Raw genomic sequence first — 15,163 nt, 5'->3', positions numbered from 1 at the left:
GCGGATGGGCCGCCGCGACCGGATCCGCTTCTCAGGGCCGGGCCTGCGCGCCCTCCTGCGTCTTGCCAGGTCCTGGCGCCTGACGTCGGCACAGCAGTGCGCGGCGCTGGGTGGCGTGGCGCCAGCGACATGGTTGACCTGGAGGATGCAGGCCCGGCGGGGGCGCGTGGTGATTCTTCCGGAGGGCGTACTGCTGCGGCTGTCGGTGCTGCTCGGCGTGGCCACGGCGCTGCAGGTGCTGTGCCAGGACGCCAGGGAGAGCGCCCGCTGGCTGCGGCGGCGCAACCGGCTCCAGATCAGGCAGGGATGGGCGCCGATCAGAGTGATCACCTCAGTATCGCTGGACGACCTCGCACACCTGCGCCGTGGACTGGGCGCAATGGCCGCCGGACGCAGCATCATGGACCAGCGCTTCGACGTCTCACCTCCAATGGTCATGCTGGACAGCGTGGGCGGCAGGGACGCCACCTTCGCCATACCGCATGGGCGTGGGGACGAGGCGCGCACCGGATCAGGCCCGGATATGCGCACCCTGCGCGTGCCGACGCGCGACTCCCGGTGAGTGGCATTCGGGAACCAGCACGTCCATCGCCAGCCGAAGGCCGTCGCCTGCGCCATCGCCGACGTCCCACTCTCATCCTGATCCCGCGCGGTCCCGACATGGGGCACAGGGACGGGAATCGTCCAAATCGCATGTGCGATTTCCTTGCCCGTAGTGGCGTATGCATTCGATGATGGTTGGTGAGAACCGCACCCACCTCCGCAGCGCCCTTCGAGCAGCCCGTGCCGCCACGGATCGGCTTGCTGCGCGGTGCCGCGGGCACCGCGCGGATGCGATGCCGCCCTGCGTCATCCTGGTTGGCGTCTCGGAGACGACGGGGATCCTTGGGTGGCCTGCCCGGGCTTTCATCCGCGGGATCGGCACGCGCTCCACCGCACGTGAACGGCTTCAGCCGATGCCATCCAACCCCTCATTCCCGTCATCGCGGTCAAAGGATCGACCATGCACAACCCACTTGCCCATCTGGCTCCGGCCCTGAACAACGAACGCACGGCACGTCTGATGTCGTCTCCCATCCGTGTCTCGGCGCATGCCCGGCGCTTCAATGCGCTCTACCGCGCCGCCCCTCTCGCCCTTGGTGAATTCATGGGTGTCACGCCGGTCACGGCAACCCTGGCAGTCGAGCCGGACCCGAACGTGCGAGGCGGGATGGATTGGTCGTCCACGATCAATGTCCCGCGCGCCGCCATGCGGAAGATGAAGCGCATGCACCGGCTGCCCTTCGACCTCGCCGGCGATGTCGCCGTGATGTGCTGGGGCGTGCGACGTGGAACGTCCCCTGACTGGACGGCGATGATCAACGCCATGCATCAGTCGTGCCATTGCGAGGAATGCGCCCGGAGGAGGCCCAGCGTGGCCGAGCACGTCGCGGTCTGCGTGGCGCTCGAAGCCTTGCTGGGCCATCCGGATGCGCCGCTCTGGCCTGCCATGATGGGGTACTGCCGGGCACTGATGCACGGGGCTTCGGAGCGCCTCAAGGCGTGGAAGCGGGCCGCCTGACGCGCCAACGAAGATAGATTGCAGGAGCAAGAGGCTGCGCTCTCATGGAGCGCAGCCTATCTTTCTTGCCCCTGCAGCGCCTGCCTCCACTCCCATTGGGCGGCGACCTGTCTCCCCAGCGGGAAGACCCTGCCGCTTTGGCCCTGGCGCACGGCTGGCAGCTTCGATCCCCTCTGACCCCGCCCCCTATCCCGCTCTTCGCCGACCGACGCCACCTGCAATGTTTTGTCACGATCGTGCAGCGCGCCGACATGTGCCCGGTGGCACCACCCCGCCAGGACGGTCCCGGCAGGAGGCGATACGGTGGTGGCGATGCGCATCTGGGCCCTGGCCGGCATCCTGGCCGCGCTGCCGGTGGTGGCCCAGGCCGCGGATCTCCGCTCGGGCTTCGCCGCCGCCGTCACCCTCAGCGCCGAGATCCGCGCCCTGGACGCGCAGCGGGAGGTGCTCGCCGCCCGCCGCCGCGGCGCGCAGGCGACGCTGCCCGGCGCCCCGACCATCGCGCCGTCCTGGCGCACCCAGGTGAACCCGGGCAACACCGGCTACCAGGAGTTCGAGCTCGGCGGCGACGTCCCGCTCTGGCTCCCCGGCGAGCGCCGCGCCCTGGGCGGCAGCGTCACCGCGCAGGAGGCGCAGCTGGAGGCGCGGCTGCGCGTCGCCCGCATCACCCTGGCGGGCGAGCTGCGCGAAGCCTATTGGGCCTGGGCCCTTGCCCTGGCGGAGCGCGAGGCGGCGCGGGCCCGGCTGGCGGCCGCCCGCAGCCTTTCCCGGGACACCGCGCGCCAGGTCGGCGGCGGCAACGCCCCGCGCACCGACCTGCTGGTGGCCCAGGCGGAAGAGCGCGACGCCGAGGCGGCGCTGCGCCTGGCCGAGGCGCAGGCGCGCGACGCCGCCCTGGCGTTCCGCACCCTCACCGGCCAGGATCCGGGGGCGGGCGGGCCGGAGCCCATCGCCCGCCACGCCGTGCCCGGCGCCGCCCTGCGGGACCTGCCGCAGGCGGCACTGGCGCGCACCAGCCTCGACCTCGCGCGGGCCGAGGAACGCTTGGCCCAGGCCCGCGACCGCGCCAGCCCCACGGTCTTCGCGGGCTGGCGGCGGGAGCGCGACGGCTTCGGCGAGCAATGGCGGGACCGCCCGGTGATCGGCATCCGCATCCCCTTTGCCTACGCCCCGGCCGTGCAGGAGCGCGTGGCCACCGCCCGTGCGGAAGCGACGGCGGCCGAGGCGCAGCTTCTCGCCGTCGCCCGCGCCTTCGAGAACGCCGAGCGCCGCGCCCGTGCCCAGCGCGAGGATGCGGAGGCGCTGGTCGGCATCACCGAGGCGCGCCACCGCGCCCTGGCCGAGCAGGCCGGGCTGGTCGAAGCCGCCTTCCGCGGCGGCAACCTGCCCTTCATCGAGGTGACGCGCGCCCGCGCCCAGCTCGCCCAGGCCGACGCCCAGCGGCGCCGCGCCCGGGTGGAGCGCGACCGCGCCGCCTCCGTCATCAACCAGATCCTCGGGGTCGAACCGTGACCATCCTCCGCCGCCTGCTGCTGGCCACGCTGCTGGTCCTGCCCCTGCTCGCCCCTGCCCGCGCCCATGAGGGCCACGACGATGAGAAGCCCGCCGCCGGCAACGCCCTGCCGCGCGTGGAGGCCGAGAGCGAGCTGTTCGAGATCGTGGGCGTGCTCCAGCCCGGCGGCGTGCTGCTGCTGCACCTCGACCGCTGGGCGGACAACGCGCCGGTGGACGGCGCCCTGTCCGTAACGCTGGACGGGCAGGAGGTGGCGGCCGAGCGCCTGGGCATCGGCGTCTTCGCGCTGCGCCACCCGCGCCTGGCGCAGCCCGGGCCGCTCGACCTCATCTTCAGCGTGACCGCGGGCGAGGAGATGGACCTGCTGACCGGCGCGCTGGAGGTGCCCGCCCCGCATTCCGATGCTGCGGAGGCGCATGGCTGGCTGGAGGCGCTGCGCGAGGCGCCGGTGCTGCTGGGCGGCGGGCTGGCGCTGCTGCTGCTGGGCATCGGCATCGGCCGCCTCGCCGCGCCGCGTCCGCTGCCGCCGATGGTGGAGCCCGAGCCGCCCACCGCCGCGCCGGCGCCGGAGCGCCGCCGCGTCGCCGCCCCCGTCGCCGCGCTGCTGCTGGCGCTGGCCGCCGCTGCCCAGCCCGCCCTGGCCCAGCCGGTGGCGGAGCCGCCGCGGCGGATGGATGACGGCACCGTCTTCATGCCCAAGGCCTCGCAGCGGCTGCTGACCGTGCGCACCCAGGTGGCGGCGCGCGGCGAGGCGCTGGCGACCACGCAGATGGTCGGCACCCTGGTGCCGGACCCCAACGCGTCGGGCCGCGTGCAGTCCTCCCAGCCCGGGCGGCTGGAGCCGGGCGAGCGCGGCCTGCCGACGCTGGGCCAGCGGGTGGAGCGCGGCCAGGTGCTGGCCTACGTCACGCCCTCCTACTCCGCGGCCGAGCGCGGCGCGCTGGTCCAGAACGCCGCCGAGCTGGACGCCCAGCTCACCATCCTGGAGGCGCGGGTGCGCCGCCTGGTGGCCCTGCGCGGCTCCGTCTCCGAGCGCGAGATCTCCGAGGCGCAGGCCGAGCTCGCCGGCGCGCGCCAGCGCCGCGCCGCCATCCAGCCGGCGCTCTCGGGACGCGAGGCGCTGGTGGCGCCGGTCTCGGGCGTCGTCTCGGTGGTGCGCGCGGCGCTGGGCCAGCTGGTGGACAGCCAGGTGCCGGTCTTCGAGATCGTGGACCCGGCGCGGCTGTGGGTGGAGGCGCTGGCCTTCGACCGCGCGGGGCTGGAAGGCATCGCCGGCGCCAGCGCCGTGCTGGGCGACGGCCGCACGCTGGAGCTGGAATTCGCCGGCCGCGGCCTGGCGGTGCGCCAGCAGGCGGTGCCGCTGAACTTCCGCGTGCTGGCCCCACCCGGCGAGGTCGCGATCGGCGCGCCGGTGGTGGTGCTGCTACGCACCCGCCGCAACGTGGAGGGCATCGTGCTGCCGGCCGAGGCAGTGGTGCGCTCCGCCGAGGGGCCGCCCGTGGTGTACGAGCACACCAGCGCCGAGCGCTTCGCGCCGCGCCCGGTGCGAGTGCAGCCGCTGGACGGCGCGCGGGTGGTGGTGACGGCGGGCATCGAGCCGGGGCGGCGCATCGTCGTCCAGGGCGCCGGCCTGGTGGCGCAGGTGCGCTGAGCCATGCTGTTCAACACCCTCGTCTCCTTCTCGCTCCGCAACCGGCTCTTCGTGCTGGTGGCGGCGGCGATCGTCACCGCCTATGGCGCCTGGACGCTCACCCGCATGCCGGTGGACGTCTTCCCCGACCTCAACAAGCCCACCGTCGTGCTGATGACGGAGGCCGAGGGCATGGCGCCGGAGGAGGCCGAGCAGCTCGTCTCTTTCCCCATCGAGACGGCGATGAACGGCCTGCCCGGCGTCACCCGCGTGCGCTCCGTCTCCTCCGTCGGCCTGTCCATCGTCTTCGTGGAGTTCGACTGGGGCGCCGACATCTGGCGCGCCCGCCAGCAGGTGGGCGAGCGGCTGGGGCAGGTCCAGGCCCAGATGCCGCCGCGCGTGCAGCCGGTGATGGCGCCCGTCTCCTCCATCATGGGCGAGATCATGCTGGTGGCGATGACGGCGCCGGCCGACGGCTCCGTCTCGCCGATGGAGCTGCGCACCCTGGCCGACTGGGTGATGCGCCCGCGCCTGCTCACCATCCCCGGCGTCTCCCAGGTCATCCCCATCGGCGGCGAGGTGCGGCAGTTCCGCGTCATGCCCGACCTGCGGCGGCTCCAGGCGCTGGACGTCACCTTCGAGCAGCTCCAGGCGGCGCTGCGCCAGTTCGGCACCAATGCCGGCGGCGGCTACGTGGACCAGGCAGGGCGGGAGTTCCTCATCCGCAACCTGGGCCGGACCGTGGCGCTGGAGGATCTCCGCAACGCCCCGGTCGCCTTCCGCGAGGGCCAGCCGATCCTGCTGCGCCAGGTGGCGGAGGTGGATTTCGGCGCCCGCTTCCGCCGCGGCGACGCGGGCGTGGATGGCGGCCCGGCCGTGATCCTGGGCGTACAAAAGCAGCCCGGCGCCGACACCATCCGGCTGACCGAGGCGGTGGAGCGGGCGCTGGGCGAGCTGCAGGCCGCCATGCCGCGCGGCGTGCGCGCGGACCGGGTGAAGTTCCGCCAGGCCAACTTCATCCAGACATCCATCGCCAACCTGCAGAAGGTGCTGCTGGAGGCGGCGGTGGTGGTGACCATCGTGCTGTTCGCCTTCCTGCTGAACGCGCGCACCACCTTCATCTCGCTCACCGCCATCCCGCTCTCCATCTTGCTGACGGTGATCGTCTTCTCGGCGCTCGGCCTGTCCATCAACACCATGACGCTGGGCGGCATCGCCATCGCGGTGGGGGAGCTGGTGGACGACGCGGTGGTGGACGTGGAGAACGTGTTCCGACGCCTTGGCGAGAACCGCCACCTGCCGGAGCCGGCACCCGTGCTGCAGGTGATCGCGGCCGCCAGCATGGAGGTGCGCTCGGGCATCGTCTACGCGACGATGATCATCATCCTGGTCTTCCTGCCGCTCTTCGCGCTCACCGGCATCGAGGGGCGGCTCTTCGCGCCGCTGGGCGTGGCCTACATCACCGCCATCCTCGCCTCGCTGGTGGTCAGCATCACCGTCACGCCGGTGCTGTGCTACTTCCTGCTGCCGCGCATGAGGAACCTCGGCGAACACGAGGGCTGGCTGGTCCGCAGGCTCAAGGCGCTGAACGACCGGCTGCTGCGCTGGGCCTTCGCGCGGCGCGGCGCGGTTCTGGCGGCCGCCGGCGGCGCGGTGCTGCTGGCCGGCGCCTCCGTGCCCTTCCTGCCGCGCGCCTTCCTGCCCGCCTTCAACGAGGGCACGGTCCTGGTCAACCTCACCTTCCAGCCCGGCATCTCGCTCAACCAGTCGAGCGAGCTGGGCCGCGTGGCGGAGGTGCTGGTGCGCGGCGTGCCCGAGGTGCGCGGCGTCGGCCGCCGCACCGGCCGCGCCGAGCTGGACGAGCACGCCGAGGGCGTGCACCGCTCCGAGCTGGACGTGGACCTCGCGCCCAGCCGCCGCTCGCGTGCCGAGGTGCTGGCCGACCTGCGCGGCCGCCTGTCCGTGCTGCCCGGTGCGGTCAGCATCGGCCAGCCGATCTCCCACCGGCTGGAGCACATGCTGTCCGGCGTGCAGGCGCAGATCGCGCTCAAGGTGTTCGGCGACGACCTGGACACGCTGCGCACCCTGGCCGAGACCATCCGCGCGCGCCTCGCCGCCAACGTGCCCGGCCTGGTGGACCTCCAGCTCGAGCGCCAGGTGCGGGTGCCGCAGCTGCGCATCGCCATCGACCACGAGCGCGCCTCGCTCTACGGCGTCTCCACCGCCGCCCTGCTGGAGAAGATGCAGGCGCTGACCGGCGGCGTCGTCGTCTCGCAGATCATGGACGGCGCGCGGCGCTACGACCTCGTCATGCGACTTGCCGACGCCGAGCGCACCACCGCCGCCCTGGCCGACGCGCTGGTGGAGACGCCGGGCGGGCGCGTGCCGCTGCGCCTGCTGGCGCGGGTGGAAGACGCGGACGGGCCGAACCAGGTGCTGCGCGAGGGCGCGCGGCGGCGCATCGTCGTGCAGGCCAACACGGATGGCCGCACCGACATGGCCCAGGTGGTGGCCGGCATCCGCGCGGAGCTGGCGCGCATGGAGCTGCCCCCCGGCACCTCCACCAGCCTGGAGGGCACCTTCCAGGCGCAGGAGGAGGCGATGCGCACCATCGCCGTGCTCGCCGCGCTGTCGCTGGCGATGATCTTCACCGTCCTCTACTCGCGCTACCGTTCGGCCACGCTCGCGCTCATCATCATGGGCAACGTGCCGCTGGCGCTGATCGGCGCGGTGGCGGCGATCTGGATCGCGGAGCAGCCGCTCTCCGTGGCCACCCTCGTCGGCTTCGTGACGCTGACGGGCATCGCCGCGCGCAACGGCATCCTCAAGATCAGCCACTACCTCAACCTCGCCCTGCACGAGGGCGAGCGCTGGGGGCTGGCGCTGATCCTGCGCGGCAGCGCCGAGCGCCTGACGCCGGTCCTGATGACCGCGCTCTCCGCCGGGCTGGCGCTCATCCCGCTCACCATCGGCGCCGACGCGCCGGGCAAGGAGATCCTGCACCCGGTGGCCGTCACGATCCTGGGCGGGCTGGTGAGCGCCACGCTGCTGGACACCTTCGTGACGCCCATCCTGTTCCACCGCTACGGCCGCCCGGCGCTGGAGCGCATCCGCGCCGAGGAGCAGGCCCGGCGCGAGGCCGCCCCGGCCGGGGCCGTTGCCGAAACCTTCTGAACCACGGAGAACGCCATGATGCACCGACGCCTCCTCCTCGCCGCCTCGCTGCTGGCCCTGCCCGCCCGCGCGCGCGCCCACGGCAACACCACCGGCCCGCATGGTGGGCCGATCGGCGAGGCCGGCAGCACCCATGTCGAGCTGGTGGCGCGCGACGGCGAGATCCGCATCCACGTGCTGGACGCGCAGGACCGCCCGGCCACCGCGCGCGGCGCCTCCGGCAGCGCCGTCGTGCAGTCCGGCGGGCGCAACCACGCCATCCGGCTGGAGATGGGCCCGGACGACGCCTACCTGGTGGGCCGGGGCGAGTTCGCGGCGCGCGGCGCCCGCGTGGTCGCCACCCTCACCCTGCCCGGGCAGCCGCAGCGCTCCGTCCGGTTCGCCGCCATCCCGTGACGGAGGGCGAGCGCGACCAGCGCCTGCTCGACCCCGAGGCGCACCTGCTGATCGTCGAGGATGACGGCGAGATGCGCCTGCTCGTCTCCCGCCTGCTGCGCGAGGCGGGGTTCCGCGTCTCCGGCGCGCGAGACGGCCGGGAGATGTTCGAGGTGCTGGCCAACGCCGCCGCGCCGGTGGACCTCGTGGTGCTGGACATCATGCTCCCCGGCGCCTCGGGGCTGGACCTGTGCCGGCGCCTGCGGGCGCAGAGCGCGGTGCCGGTCATCATGCTCACCGCCCGCGGCGACGAGACGGACCGCGTGGTGGGCCTGGAGATGGGCGCCGACGACTACGTGGCCAAGCCCTTCGCGCCGCGCGAGTTCGTGGCGCGCGTGCGCGCCGTGCTGCGCCGCGCGCGCGCCGACCTTGGCCGGGAGGCCGCGGCCCGCCGGCTGCGCTTCGCCGGCTGGACGCTGGACGTGAAGGCGCGCGAGCTGCTCTCGCCCGCCGGCGCCGTCGTGGACCTCTCGGGGGCCGAGTACGACCTGCTGCTGGCCTTCCTGGAGCACCCGCAGCGCGTGCTGACGCGCGAGCAGCTGATGGAGGTCGCCAAGCGGCGAATGAGCGTCGAGGCCTCAGACCGAGCGGTGGACGTGCAGGTGAGCCGCCTGCGCCGCAAGATCGAGCCGGACGACGAGAGCCCGCCGATCATCAAGACCGTCCGCGGCTCCGGCTACGTCTTCGTGCCCGCGGTCTCGCGCGAGTGACACGCTGGCTGCGGCTGCTGGGCGCGGACAGCCTGGCCGGGCGCACCGTCTGGCTGCTGGTGGGCGGGCTGGGGCTGCTGCACCTGGGCTCCATGGCCGTGCACGAGCGCGCGCTGCACGGCGCGGAGCTGACGGCCTTCGAGGCGCGGGCGGCCGACCGCATCCTGGCCGCCAGCGCCGTCGCCGCCGCCCGCGCGCCCGGCGAGAAGGACGCCGCCCTGCGCGCCCTGTCGCTGCCCGGCCTCGCCCTGCGCTGGAGCGAGGAGGCGCCCCCCGGCGGCACCCTGCCCGACGGCGCCTTCGCCGAGCTGCGCCGCCGCCTGGCCGACGCCGCGGTGGCGCTGTCCGTCAACGGCGGCCATTCGGACCACCACATGCGCGGCGCCTGGCCCGCGCCCGGCGGCGGCTGGGTGGTGTTCGAGGTGCACGACCTGCCGAGCCACGGCCTGCCGATCTCCTGGGGCGACTGGCTGTCGGTGGCGGCCATGGCGATCGGCATCCTGGCCGCCGCCATCCCCATCGTCGCCTGGATGACCGGGCCGCTGCGCCGCCTGGCCGCCGCCGCCGACCGCGTGGGGCGCGAGCCCGGCGCCATCCGCCTCTCCACGACGGGCCCGCGAGAGGTGCGCCACGCGGCGCTGGCCTTCAACAGCATGCAGGCGCGCATCGCCCGGCTGATCGAGGACCGCACCGAGGCGCTGGCCGCGCTGAGCCACGACCTGCGCACCCCCCTGGCCCGGCTGCGCCTGCGCGCGGGCTTCCTGCCCGAGGGCGAGGAGCGCGCGCGCATCGAGGCCGAGGTGGCGGAGATGGAGGCGATGGTCTCCGGCGTGCTGGACTATTTCCGCGAGGGGCGCGACGCCGAGCCCGCCGTGGCGACGGACCTCGCCGCCATCATGCAGACCCTGGCGGACGACGCCGCCGATGCCGGGCAGGATGTCCGCTACGAGGGGCCGGGGCACCTGGTGCTGCCGCTGCGCCGGGTGGCGGCCAAGCGCGCCGTCGCCAACCTGCTCGGCAATGCGCTGCACCACGGCGCCGCCCCCGTGGTGTTGGCGCTGCGCCGCGAGGGTGCCGCGGTGGTGGTGGAGGTGCGGGATTCCGGCGCCGGCATCCCGCCGGATCAGCGGGAGCGGGCGTTGCAGCCCTTTACCCGGCTGGACCCGGCACGGGGTGGCAGCGGCGTCGGCCTGGGCCTGCCGACGGCGGCCAGCTTCGCGCGGGCCGAGGGCGGCGAGCTGGCGCTGGGCGCGGCGCCGGAGGGCGGGCTGCTGGTGCGCCTCGCCCTGCCGGGCGGCTGAGCGCGGGCGGCAACACTTTGTCGCGCGCCCGACACCCGAGGTGCGGGACGGAGCGCTACCTGGGGAGGGTCGCAACACATCAAGGGAACACGCCCCATGACCCTCCGCCTCCTTCCCGCCGCGCTGCTCGCCGTCACCCTCGCCGCGGGCGCCGCGCTGGCCCAGGCGCCGATGACCACGGCGCCCGGCGCCCACCCGCCGGGACCGCACATGGACAGCAACACCGACGGGCCGGCGCCGCATGTCCCAGCCACCGGGCAGAACCGCGCCGATGGCGGCGGCGCCCCCGCTCACCTGCACAACGAGGCCGGGGACACCCACCGGCCGGATGCCGGGCCGAGCCCCGCCGGCGGCGCGGGCATGCCACGCGCCGTCAACCAGCCCGGCGACGGGCCGGCGGCGGTGCGCCCGGGCCGCGGCCCGAACTGAGCCGACGCCGAAAGGGCCGCACGGCGAACCGTACGGCCCCGGCATCCCGGAGGAGGGAGGGCGTCAGCGTGCCGCCATCGCCGGGCGCGTGATCTCCGTCGCCACCCAATTGACCAGCGACGGCGCCTGGATCGGGTTGCGGTGCTCGATCCGCGCCGCCACCGGCACGTTGGTCGCGCGGTCGAACCAGACCGACTGCGTGTAGCGGAAGGCCGAGCCGATCACCTGGAACTCGCGGTCCACCCGCACGGTGTCGAAGGTGCCGGCCGGGGTGGTCATGGACCCGCCCGCCGCGCCGCCCCAGGTCTCCTGGATGTGGATGCTCTCGCCGGTGCGGTTGGTGCCGAAGTAGTCGAAGGTCACCGGCTGGACGCCCCGCAGGTCCAGCCCGCTCGCCACCGCGTTGGCGATGCGCTGGCCGCCGGCGCGGTAGAAGGCCTCGCCCACCGACCAGTAGCCCAGCAGGCGGCGCTGGCCGCCGGCCACGATGCAGCTGCCCGGGTTGTTCGGCGCCTCGGCGCGGAAGCGGATGGAGGTGCCGCTGGACTGGTCCACCGTGGTGCCGGCGGCGGGGCAGCGGAACTGCCAGGTGTCGGCCGCCTGGGCGGTGGCGGTGCCCGGCGTGGCGAGGCTGAGCACGGCCGTGGCCGCCCCGGCGGCGAGGATGCTGCGCATGTGGAAGTCTCCCTTCTGTGTGGTCCGGGGTGTGCCTGCCCGGTGGGCAGGCGGGGGCGGCGTCCCGGCGCCGCCGCCCCCGGTGGGAATCAGTGGCCGGACAGGACCGGCCCGCCGCCGTCGTTGCCGACGATGCGCGGCGCCCGCGCGGCGCCGAGCGAGCCGCGGGCCGGGCCGCTGCGGCTGATGGCGGCCTCGTCGCCGCCGCCCTGGATCCGCGCCATGCCGGCGCTGACGCCCGAGCCGGCCGCCGGATCGGGGCGGTGGATCACCGGGCCGCCCTCGCCGTCATTGCCGTGCAGGTGCGTGGCCTGGGCGCCGCCGAAGCCGCCGGGAACGACGCGCGGGTCGAAGGCGGGCGCGGCGGCGGCGGTGCCGGCGGCCAGGGTGGCGGCGAGGATGAGCGGGCGGAACATCGTGGTCTCCTGTGGCTTGCGGCGCGATCGCCGTGCCAGGGAGATGCCCCGCCGGTGCCGTCACTGAGTGACGGGAAGATGACAAAAGATTGATCCGGCCTTGCCGCGCAGACACGGTTTGTCACGAGGCCGCAAGCCGCCGTCACACGCGCCGGCCGACCATGCCGGCTCCAACCCGGAGGTCCTCAGATGCGCCGCATCATCCTTGTCCTGCCCCTCCTTGCCGGCTTCGGCGCGGGAACCGCATTCGCCCAGCCCCATCAGGGGCACCATGGCGCTCAACCTGCGCCTGCGGGCGCCGCGGCGCCCTCCACCCGCGCCTTCATGGAGGCGAATGACCGCATGCACCGCGACATGGCGATCGCCTACAGCGGCAATGCCGACCGGGACTTCGCCGCGGGCATGATCCCGCACCATGAAGGGGCTGTGGCCATGGCCCGCATCCTGCTCCAGCACGGCCGCGACCCCGAGGTGCGGGCGTTGGCCGAGTCCATCATCCGCGACCAGGAGCGCGAGATCGCACAGCTGCGCGCCATCCTGCGCCGCCTGCCCGGCGGCTGAACGCAGGCTGCGTCAGGCGGCGGCGCGCGGCGCTCCCGGCCGCAGCGACGTCCAGGCCAGCAGCGCCACCCCGCAGACGATGGCGACGTCCGCCATGTTGAAGGTCGGCCAGTGCCAGCCGCCGTAGTGCCAATCCAGGAAATCCACCACGGCGCCGATCCGCACCCGGTCCAGGATGTTCCCGGCGGCGCCGCCGATCACCAGGCCCAGCCCCACCGCCTCGGCCCGCAGCGCGCTGCGCCACAGCCAAGCGAGGAGCATCGCCACCACGGCCAGCTTGATCGCCACCAGGATCCACACGTTGTCCGCCAAGCCGTCGCGGAACATCCCGAAGGTGACGCCGGTGTTGAAGCCCAGGCGCAGGTTCCACACGGGCAGCACCTCCATCACCACCTGGTGGGGCGGCCACAGCGCCGCCAGCGCCCAGAGCTTGGTGGCCTGGTCCACCAGGAAGGCCGCGGCGGCGGCGAGCAGGCCGAGGGTGCGATGGGTCATCCGAGCCTCGCGAGGAAGGGGAATGCTTCGAGGAACCACGTGGCGAGGCGGCCGAGTTCGCCCGTCGCCATGGCGAGGCCGAAGGCCAGCATGAGGGCGCCGGAGGCGAGCTGCAGCACCCGCCCGGCCCGGCCGAGCCGGCGCAGCCGCGCCATGGCGGCCGGCAGGTAGAAGGCCGCCAGCAGGAACGGCACGCCCAGGCCGAGCGAATAGGCGGCCAGCAGCCCGGCGCCCGCGCCGGGCGTCAGCGCCGCGGCGGTCAGCACCGCCGCCAGCACGGGGCCGATGCACGGCGTCCAGCCGAAGCCGAAGGCCACGCCGATGACGGTGGCGGAGGCCGGGCCGCCGCCCTCCGCCCTGGCGCGCAGGCGCAGGTCGCGCATCAGGGGCGAAAGGCGCAGCACACCCATCTGCACCAGCCCCATGGCGGCGACCAGCAGCCCCGCGGCCACCGTCAGCTCGCCCGACCAGCGGCGCAGCAGCCCGCCCAGCGCGGTGGCGCCCAGGCCCAGCGCCACGAAGACCGCGGTGAAGCCGAGCACGAAGAAGGCCGAGAGCCGCAGGGCGCGCCACCGCTCGGCGCGCGCCGTAGCGAGGTCGGTGCCCGCCACCCAGGCGACGTAGCCCGGCACCAGCGGCAGCACGCAGGGCGACAGGAAGGACACCATGCCGCCGGCGAAGGCCAGCAGCAGGCCGAAGGCCGAGAGGTCGAGCGTCATCCCGTGGGCAGGCCCAGCAGCAGGCGCAGCTTCTGCACGGCCACCTCGTCGGGTTCCTTGTAGTCCAGCGTCCCGGCGAAGCGGCCGCGCGCGTCCAGCAGGAAGGTGCTGGCCGTGTGGTCCATGCTGTAGCCGCCGCCTTCCAGCGGGATGCGGCGCGCCATCACGCGGAAGGCGCGCATCGCCGCCTCGACCTGCGCGCCGCTGCCGGTCAGGGCGCGGATGCGCGGGTCGAACAGCTCCATGTAGCGCGCCAGCTGCTCGACCGTGTCGCGCTCGGGGTCCACCGTGACCAGCAGCCAGTGCATACGGTCGGCGGCGGGGCCCAGCGCCTCCATGTAGGCGGCGAAGTCGCCCAGCGTGGTGGGGCAGACATCCGGGCAATGGGTGAAGCCGAAGAACGCCGCCACCGGCTTGCCGAGGAAGTCGCGCTCCGTCACCGCGCGGCCGCGGTGGTCCACCAGGCTGAACGGCCCGCCGATCGGCAGCGAGGCCGGGCCGGTGGCGACGGGCGGGCGCGGCGGGGCCAGCGGGCCATCCCGCAGAGCCCAGCCCAAGGCCAGCGCCAGGGAAAGGAAGGCGACGGCGCCCCAGAGGACGCGTCGCAGGCGGCGCAGCGCCGTCACGGGCGCGCCGCCGGCGGCAGGAGGGGCCGCACCAGCGCGGCGAAGCGGTCGAACTCCAGCACGCCGCGGTGCACCCGGCCGCCGATCAGGAAGGAGGGCGTGGCGTTCACGCCGTGCTCGCGCTCGGCATCCAGCCGCATGCGCATGATGGCACCGAGGAAGGCGGTGTCCGCCCAGCATTGCTCCAGCCGCTCGCCCGGCAGCCCGGCGAGCGCGGCGTAGCGGCGCAGCGCCGCGCGCGGGTCTGCGGAATGCGCCCAGTTCTCCTTTTGGGCATAGACCAGAGAGACGAGGGGTTCGAAGCGCTCCGGCCCCGCGCAATGGACCATGGCGGCGGCGTCCAGCGCCGCACGGTCCAGCGGGAAGTCGCGCAGCACGAAACGCACCAGCCCCGGCTCGATGAAAGCCGCGCGGATGCGCGGGAAGACGTCGTTGTGGAAGCGCGCGCAGTTGCCGCAGGTCAGCGAGTGGAACTCCACCACCGTCACCGGGGCGTCCGCGCGGCCGATGGCGCGCTCGCCGGGCAGGGGCGCCTGCGCCTGTGCGCGGAGCGCCAGGCCGGAGAGCAGCAGGGCAGGCAGCAGGGGGCGCCGGCGCCAAGCCATCGCGTCGTGCATCAATCGAAGATCTCCTTCAGCCAGGACTTGCGGCGGCCGTGGTGCCCGCCCTTGCCATGCGCCCAGCCCTGCGGCGGCGGGCGGTGCTGCGGCGCCGGCGCCATCCAGGCCGAGGGCTGCGGCGGCGGCGACTGCGGCAGCGGCGCCGGCGGCTGGCCGACGCGCTCGATGATCTTGTCCAGCTCGCCGCGGTCCAGCCAGACGCCGCGGCATCGCGGGCAATAGTCAATCTCGATGCCCTGGCGCTCGCTCATCGCCAGCGGCACGGCGCAGCGGGGGCAGTCGAAGGGTACGGTCATGG

Annotated in this window: 17 protein-coding genes; 10 read left to right on the top strand and 7 right to left on the bottom strand. The window is 74.4% G+C overall.

Annotated elements, in window-relative coordinates; all coding sequences use genetic code 11:
- Window positions 1-4 precede the first annotated feature (4 nt).
- From ACI6QG_RS10345 to ACI6QG_RS10305, 9 genes are all read left to right on the top strand, one after another.
- Window positions 5-562: a hypothetical protein gene (locus tag ACI6QG_RS10345; RefSeq protein WP_407024473.1), complete on the top strand. Its 558-nt coding sequence runs from the start codon at window positions 5-7 to the stop codon at window positions 560-562.
- Window positions 563-1,003: 441 nt separating this feature from the next.
- Window positions 1,004-1,561 (top strand): hypothetical protein, encoded by a 558-nt coding sequence (locus ACI6QG_RS10340; RefSeq protein WP_407024472.1) that lies wholly within the window; start codon window positions 1,004-1,006, stop codon window positions 1,559-1,561.
- Window positions 1,562-1,873: 312 nt separating this feature from the next.
- Complete coding sequence (locus ACI6QG_RS10335; RefSeq protein ID WP_407024471.1) at window positions 1,874-3,073, top strand: TolC family protein; 1,200 nt, start codon at window positions 1,874-1,876, stop codon at window positions 3,071-3,073.
- On the top strand, window positions 3,070-4,725 hold the full coding sequence (locus ACI6QG_RS10330; RefSeq protein ID WP_407024470.1) for an efflux RND transporter periplasmic adaptor subunit: 1,656 nt from the start codon (window positions 3,070-3,072) through the stop codon (window positions 4,723-4,725). Before ACI6QG_RS10335 ends, ACI6QG_RS10330 begins: the two co-directional genes overlap by 4 nt.
- 3 nt (window positions 4,726-4,728) lie before the next feature.
- Complete coding sequence (locus ACI6QG_RS10325; RefSeq protein WP_407024469.1) at window positions 4,729-7,878, top strand: efflux RND transporter permease subunit; 3,150 nt, start codon at window positions 4,729-4,731, stop codon at window positions 7,876-7,878.
- 15 nt (window positions 7,879-7,893) lie between these two features.
- On the top strand, window positions 7,894-8,274 hold the full coding sequence (locus ACI6QG_RS10320; protein ID WP_407024468.1) for a hypothetical protein: 381 nt from the start codon (window positions 7,894-7,896) through the stop codon (window positions 8,272-8,274).
- Window positions 8,271-9,023 carry a response regulator gene (locus ACI6QG_RS10315; protein ID WP_407024467.1) on the top strand — a complete coding sequence of 251 codons (753 nt, stop codon included), beginning with the start codon at window positions 8,271-8,273 and terminating at the stop codon, window positions 9,021-9,023. The genes ACI6QG_RS10320 and ACI6QG_RS10315 overlap by 4 nt, the downstream gene beginning before the upstream one ends.
- Window positions 9,020-10,324: an ATP-binding protein gene (locus ACI6QG_RS10310; protein ID WP_407024466.1), complete on the top strand. Its 1,305-nt coding sequence runs from the start codon at window positions 9,020-9,022 to the stop codon at window positions 10,322-10,324. The genes ACI6QG_RS10315 and ACI6QG_RS10310 overlap by 4 nt, the downstream gene beginning before the upstream one ends.
- Before the next feature lie 96 nt (window positions 10,325-10,420).
- On the top strand, window positions 10,421-10,753 hold the full coding sequence (locus ACI6QG_RS10305; protein WP_407024465.1) for a hypothetical protein: 333 nt from the start codon (window positions 10,421-10,423) through the stop codon (window positions 10,751-10,753).
- 63 nt (window positions 10,754-10,816) lie between these two features.
- Here ACI6QG_RS10305 and ACI6QG_RS10300 read toward each other — a convergent pair whose 3' ends face one another.
- Both ACI6QG_RS10300 and ACI6QG_RS10295 read right to left on the bottom strand, forming a co-directional pair.
- Entirely contained in the window at window positions 10,817-11,428 is a 612-nt protein-coding gene (locus ACI6QG_RS10300) for a hypothetical protein (RefSeq protein ID WP_407024464.1), read from the bottom strand.
- Between the two features lie 89 nt (window positions 11,429-11,517).
- Entirely contained in the window at window positions 11,518-11,844 is a 327-nt protein-coding gene (locus tag ACI6QG_RS10295; protein WP_407024463.1) for a hypothetical protein, read from the bottom strand.
- Between the two features lie 189 nt (window positions 11,845-12,033).
- Between ACI6QG_RS10295 and copM the strand changes: the two genes are divergently transcribed.
- Window positions 12,034-12,405, top strand: a complete 372-nt coding sequence (gene copM, locus ACI6QG_RS10290; protein ID WP_407024462.1) for a CopM family metallochaperone — start codon at window positions 12,034-12,036, stop codon at window positions 12,403-12,405.
- Between the two features lie 12 nt (window positions 12,406-12,417).
- Here copM and lspA read toward each other — a convergent pair whose 3' ends face one another.
- The 5 genes from lspA to ACI6QG_RS10265 are packed head-to-tail and all read right to left on the bottom strand — an operon-like array spanning window position 12,418 to window position 15,161.
- A complete protein-coding gene (lspA, locus tag ACI6QG_RS10285; protein WP_407024461.1) occupies window positions 12,418-12,900 on the bottom strand; it encodes a signal peptidase II in 483 nt (160 codons plus the stop codon).
- Complete coding sequence (locus tag ACI6QG_RS10280) at window positions 12,897-13,619, bottom strand: cytochrome c biogenesis CcdA family protein (protein WP_407024460.1); 723 nt, start codon at window positions 13,617-13,619, stop codon at window positions 12,897-12,899. The genes lspA and ACI6QG_RS10280 overlap by 4 nt, the downstream gene beginning before the upstream one ends.
- Window positions 13,616-14,245, bottom strand: a complete 630-nt coding sequence (locus ACI6QG_RS10275; RefSeq protein ID WP_407024459.1) for an SCO family protein — start codon at window positions 14,243-14,245, stop codon at window positions 13,616-13,618. The genes ACI6QG_RS10280 and ACI6QG_RS10275 overlap by 4 nt, the downstream gene beginning before the upstream one ends.
- Window positions 14,242-14,862 (bottom strand): thioredoxin domain-containing protein, encoded by a 621-nt coding sequence (locus ACI6QG_RS10270; protein WP_407024458.1) that lies wholly within the window; start codon window positions 14,860-14,862, stop codon window positions 14,242-14,244. The genes ACI6QG_RS10275 and ACI6QG_RS10270 overlap by 4 nt, the downstream gene beginning before the upstream one ends.
- Complete coding sequence (locus tag ACI6QG_RS10265) at window positions 14,862-15,161, bottom strand: TFIIB-type zinc ribbon-containing protein (RefSeq protein ID WP_407024457.1); 300 nt, start codon at window positions 15,159-15,161, stop codon at window positions 14,862-14,864. The genes ACI6QG_RS10270 and ACI6QG_RS10265 overlap by 1 nt, the downstream gene beginning before the upstream one ends.
- Between the last annotated feature and the right edge of the window lie 2 nt (window positions 15,162-15,163).

It is taken from the genome of Sabulicella flocculans (assembly GCF_045449635.1).
Classification (GTDB): Bacteria; Pseudomonadota; Alphaproteobacteria; order Acetobacterales; family Acetobacteraceae; genus Roseococcus.
Note: the sequence above shows the minus strand (reverse complement) of the source record. Positions and strands in the feature narration are given on the sequence as shown.